Consider the following 4241-nt stretch of genomic DNA (forward strand, 5'->3'; position numbering starts at 1 on the left):
GCGCGGCGGCCCCTTCCCTTTTTACTTGTTTTCAGCGGCTGCCTTGAACTGCGCCCGAATCTCCTCCATAGTCGCATCCTCCGCCGCGCTCTCCAACAGATACCGGGCCGCCTCTCTCCACTGCGAAAGCGGAAAACGCTCTTTTTTCAGCAACAGCGCCTCGGCAAGCGCCCGTTCTCTGACTTCCGGTGTATGCAGATCCGACAGATAAAGGCACCCCGTCTTTTTCTGCAGGTATTCTAGCAGGTCCGTTGCGGTCTCCCCCTCTCAAAAAAACCCTATTCTCTCACTGATAATAACATATTACTCGCTAAAAGTAAATAATAAAACACTGATGGGCGGTAATAATCCTCTCGGAATTAAGTTAGGATTATATGGGGTGGAAATCGTGCATGAAAAATACCGGGAGCGCTACCGTCTGCTTGGTTTGCGCATTGCCTATTACCGCAAGAGAAAAGGGTATACGCAGGAGCAGTTTGCCGAACTGATCGGGAAAAGCTGGTCCTTTATCAGTCAGGTGGAGGCCAACAACGGGGCCACACTGAAGGGCATCTCGTTGGATACCCTTTTTTCTATGTCGGATGCGCTGGGGGTTCCCCCCAGTAAGTTTCTGGAAGAAGACTGAATCCACACAAAATTTCCGGCGGGAAATTCAAACCGTCCCTTGACTTTAGCAGCAAACAGTGTTAAAGTTTATGGATAGAAGGAAGTGTGTCCTCCATGAAGTCTTTGAGCCGTCATGCTTATGGGTATTGCTACCGTTACTATTATTATGGTAACGGCGGTTTTGCATGCCCATAGTCGGCGCTTCACGGACGGATTGCTTTTGGACCCGGACCGCGGCGAGCCATTTGGGCTTGCCGCGGTTTTATTTTATGCATCAGAAAGGATTTGAGTGTATGGTCGTCATTATGAAGGCCGGTTTTACCACCGATCAGTTGGAGAGTGCTGTCAAGGCCATGGAGGCTGGCGGCGTCAAGGTCATGGTATCCAAGGGCTCCGAAACCACCATTCTGGGTGCGGAGGGAGATGCCTCCCGTATTGACCAGGAAAAGGTATCCATGCTCCCCGGCGTGGATCGTGTCATGCGGGTCAGCGAGCCCTACAAGAAGGCAAATCGGAAATACCACCCGGACAACACAGTGATCGATCTGGGCAACAGCGCCACAGTGGGCGGGGATCGGCTTGCGGTCATCGCCGGGCCCTGCTCCGTGGAGAGCGAGGAGCAGATCGTAGGGGTGGCCGAGTCCGTGAAACGGAGCGGGGCGGCCGCGCTGCGGGGCGGTGCCTTCAAACCCCGCACCTCACCTTACGCCTTCCAGGGCATGGGCAACGAGGGGATCCGTCTCCTCCAGGAGGCCAAGGCGGCCACCGGACTGCCCATTGTGACGGAGATCATGTCCACCGACAACATCGAGATGTTCGAGATGTGCGTGGACGTCATCCAGGTGGGCGCCCGGAACATGCAGAATTTTGATCTGCTCAAGCAGCTCGGCCATACCACCAAGCCCATCCTGCTCAAGCGGGGCCTCTCCTCCACCATCGAGGAGTGGCTCATGTCGGCGGAGTACATCATGGCCGGCGGCAACGACCGCGTGATCCTCTGCGAACGCGGCATCCGCACCTTCGAGACTTTTACCCGCAACACGCTGGACCTCTCTGCCGTGCTGGCGGTCAAGAAACTCTCCCATCTCCCCGTGGTGGTGGACCCCTCCCATGCCTGCGGCCAGGCCTGGATGGTAGAACGGATGAGTATGGCGGCCGTGGCGGCTGGGGCGGACGGTCTGATCATTGAGGTCCACAACGATCCTCCTCACGCCAAATGCGACGGTGCGCAGTCCATCACTCCGGACCAGTTCGACGCCCTGATGGGCAGGCTGGGTGCCCTGGCCCAATGCGTGGGCCGCAGCCTGTAAGGCTCCGGTGGCATCCCCTATTTCTATTTTCTGGAGGTCTTTTCCATGTGCAAGCGCATTGCCATCATCGGTCTAGGGCTGATCGGAGGATCCATGGCTATGGCCCTGAAGGGCTTTGAGGACTATGAGATTGTGGGGGTGGACCGGGACCCCGCCACACTGGAATTTGCCCGTACCCATGGCGTGGCCGACTACCTGAGCACCGACGCGGGCCAGGCGGTCAGCACTGCAGATGTGGTCTATCTGTGTCTCCATCCCCGCGGCATCGTGGACTTCCTCTCCACCTACCGGGCGTGCTTCCGGCCCGGCGCCCTGGTCACCGACGTATGCGGTATCAAAACCGCCATCGTGGACGCGGCGACCGTCCTTCCCGATGAGGTGGATTTCATCGGAAGCCATCCCATGGCGGGCAAGGAGACCTCCGGCATCTTTCACGCCGACGGCGCTCTCTTCCGCGGCGCGCACTACATCATCACCCCCCGCCCCCAGAGCCGCCCGGAACACGTGAATCTGCTCCACCGTATCGCCGACCACATCGGCTGCCGCGACGTGGTCAACACCACCACCGCCAAGCACGACGCCATCATCGCCTATACCAGCCAGGTCATGCACATCATGGCCGTGGCGGTGTGTGACGATCCCGACCTCTTCGACTGCAAGGGCTTCGAAGGCGGCTCTTTTCGGGATTGTACCCGGGTGGCCGCCCTGGACGTGCCTCTGTGGACCGAGCTTTTCTCTATGAACGCGCCCGCTCTCTGCAAGGTCATCCGCAATCTGGAGGACAACCTGCGCGCCTACCGCGAGGTCATAGCGTCCGGCGACACCGCCGCACTTGCGGAGAAATTGGCCTGGTCCGCCGACCGGAAGCGTCATATGAACCTGGAGTGAGCCTCCCTGTCCCTTTCGAAAATCTGAAGACAGGACCGCGCCGTCCGGCTCGTATGGATTATGGCAGTTTTACGCCGACCTTCTGGCGGATCGCAGTAAGTTTGTGGTTCAAAATTTTGATGTGTATCGAGGCCGCAACGGCGCGGCCCTGTCTTCCGCCTCCTTTTCTTGACTTCGACCGCCATGGGATGATATAGTGTTCTTGCGCGGTTGCGCACCTTTTTGGCGCATCCACGCGCCGCGGCATCCATCAAACCATTCGTTGGGTTTTGTCAGATAGGAGTATCCGGATGGACAAAAAACTCTTCCGCAGTCTGCTGCTTCTCATCACTTTTACCGTGGGGCTCATCTTCGTCATCGTCCGTTTCGACGATCTGTGGCGCGTATGCGCCAACATCCTGTCCAACTTCACTCCCCTCTTTCTGGGGTTCGCCATTGCCTTTGTCCTCAGCCGGCCCTGTGCCTTTTTCCACGGGGCCTTTGACCACGCGCTGAAGGGGACCCGTCTTTCCAAGGCCAGTGCCCCGCTGGCCGTAACGCTGTCCTATGTCCTGCTGTTCGGCGTAGTTACCGCTGTGTTCGCCTTCGTCATCCCACAGCTCGTCAGCAGTATGGAGCGTTTCCTCTCCAACCTGAACAGCTATATGGCCCAGGCACAGGAGTGGATCAACGCCTTGGTGGCCTATTTTCACCTGGAGGAATTGGACCTGAGCCGCCTCGACCAGATGATCAAGGATCTGCTCAGCACCGTCCTGTCCGCCATCTCCAACGCCGTGCCCCAGCTTCTCAGCCTCACCAGCAATCTGGTCTCCATTGTGGTCACCCTGGTCCTCTCCCTGGTATTTTCCATCTACATGCTCTCGGGGAAGGACCGCCTGCTCGCCCAATGCCGCCGGGTGCTCCGGGCCTATGTGCCGGGCCCGGTGTACGACGCGGTGCTGGACGTGACCGCTCTCACAGCGGGCACCTTCAGCAAATTTGTCACCGGGCAGGTCACGGAGGCCTGCATTCTGGGCGCGCTCACCTTCGCCGGCATGGTGATCCTCCGTTTGGACTACCCCCTTCTCATCGGCGTGCTCATCGGCGTATCCGCATTGGTGCCCATTGTGGGCGCTTACGTGGGTGCCTTTACCTCGGCCCTGTTGCTGGTGATGATCGATCCTATGAAGGCGGTCATCTTCCTCGTCTTCCTGGTCTGTCTCCAGCAGTTTGAAGGGAATGTCATCTACCCCAGAGTGGTGGGCACTTCGTTGGGCCTGCCCGGCATCTGGGTGCTGGCTGCCGTCACGGTAGGAGGCGGACTCTTCGGCTTTTTGGGGATGCTCCTCAGCGTGCCGGTGGCCTCCGTTCTCTACACGCTTTTGCGCAGGGATGTCCGCAAGCGCCTGGATACTGTGTGAACCTGAGATAGAGAAGCGGGGGGGGGGGGGGGGGGGG

5 protein-coding genes are annotated in these 4241 nt (G+C 58.8%); 4 read left to right on the top strand and 1 reads right to left on the bottom strand.

Annotation, left to right across the window (positions count from 1 at the left end):
* Positions 1–21 precede the first annotated feature (21 nt).
* Positions 22–153: a hypothetical protein gene (locus ABUA09_RS05080; RefSeq protein ID WP_264464904.1), complete on the bottom strand. Its 132-nt coding sequence runs from the start codon at positions 151–153 to the stop codon at positions 22–24.
* Between the two features lie 235 nt (positions 154–388).
* Between ABUA09_RS05080 and ABUA09_RS05085 the strand changes: the two genes are divergently transcribed.
* The 4 genes from ABUA09_RS05085 to ABUA09_RS05100 all read left to right on the top strand — a co-directional run bounded on the left by ABUA09_RS05085 (position 389) and on the right by ABUA09_RS05100 (position 4204).
* Positions 389–625 (top strand): helix-turn-helix domain-containing protein, encoded by a 237-nt coding sequence (locus ABUA09_RS05085; RefSeq protein ID WP_052082616.1) that lies wholly within the window; start codon positions 389–391, stop codon positions 623–625.
* Between the two features lie 274 nt (positions 626–899).
* Positions 900–1916 carry a 3-deoxy-7-phosphoheptulonate synthase gene (gene aroF / locus ABUA09_RS05090; RefSeq protein WP_033117367.1) on the top strand — a complete coding sequence of 339 codons (1017 nt, stop codon included), beginning with the start codon at positions 900–902 and terminating at the stop codon, positions 1914–1916.
* 45 nt (positions 1917–1961) lie between these two features.
* Positions 1962–2804 carry a prephenate dehydrogenase gene (locus tag ABUA09_RS05095; RefSeq protein WP_033117366.1) on the top strand — a complete coding sequence of 281 codons (843 nt, stop codon included), beginning with the start codon at positions 1962–1964 and terminating at the stop codon, positions 2802–2804.
* Positions 2805–3094: 290 nt separating this feature from the next.
* Complete coding sequence (locus ABUA09_RS05100; protein WP_033117365.1) at positions 3095–4204, top strand: AI-2E family transporter; 1110 nt, start codon at positions 3095–3097, stop codon at positions 4202–4204.
* Positions 4205–4241: the final 37 nt, after the last annotated feature.

This window comes from Intestinimonas sp. RTP31139st1_F5_RTP31139_211217, assembly GCF_040226735.1.
GTDB classification, from domain to species: Bacteria; Bacillota; Clostridia; order Oscillospirales; family Oscillospiraceae; genus Intestinimonas; species Intestinimonas butyriciproducens.

Coding starts and splice junctions, on each gene's coding strand:
- aroF (WP_033117367.1), top strand. CDS start 900: ATGGTCGTCATTATGAAGGCCGGTTTTACCACCGATCAGTTGGAGAGT.
- ABUA09_RS05095 (WP_033117366.1), top strand. CDS start 1,962: ATGTGCAAGCGCATTGCCATCATCGGTCTAGGGCTGATCGGAGGATCC.
- ABUA09_RS05100 (WP_033117365.1), top strand. CDS start 3,095: ATGGACAAAAAACTCTTCCGCAGTCTGCTGCTTCTCATCACTTTTACC.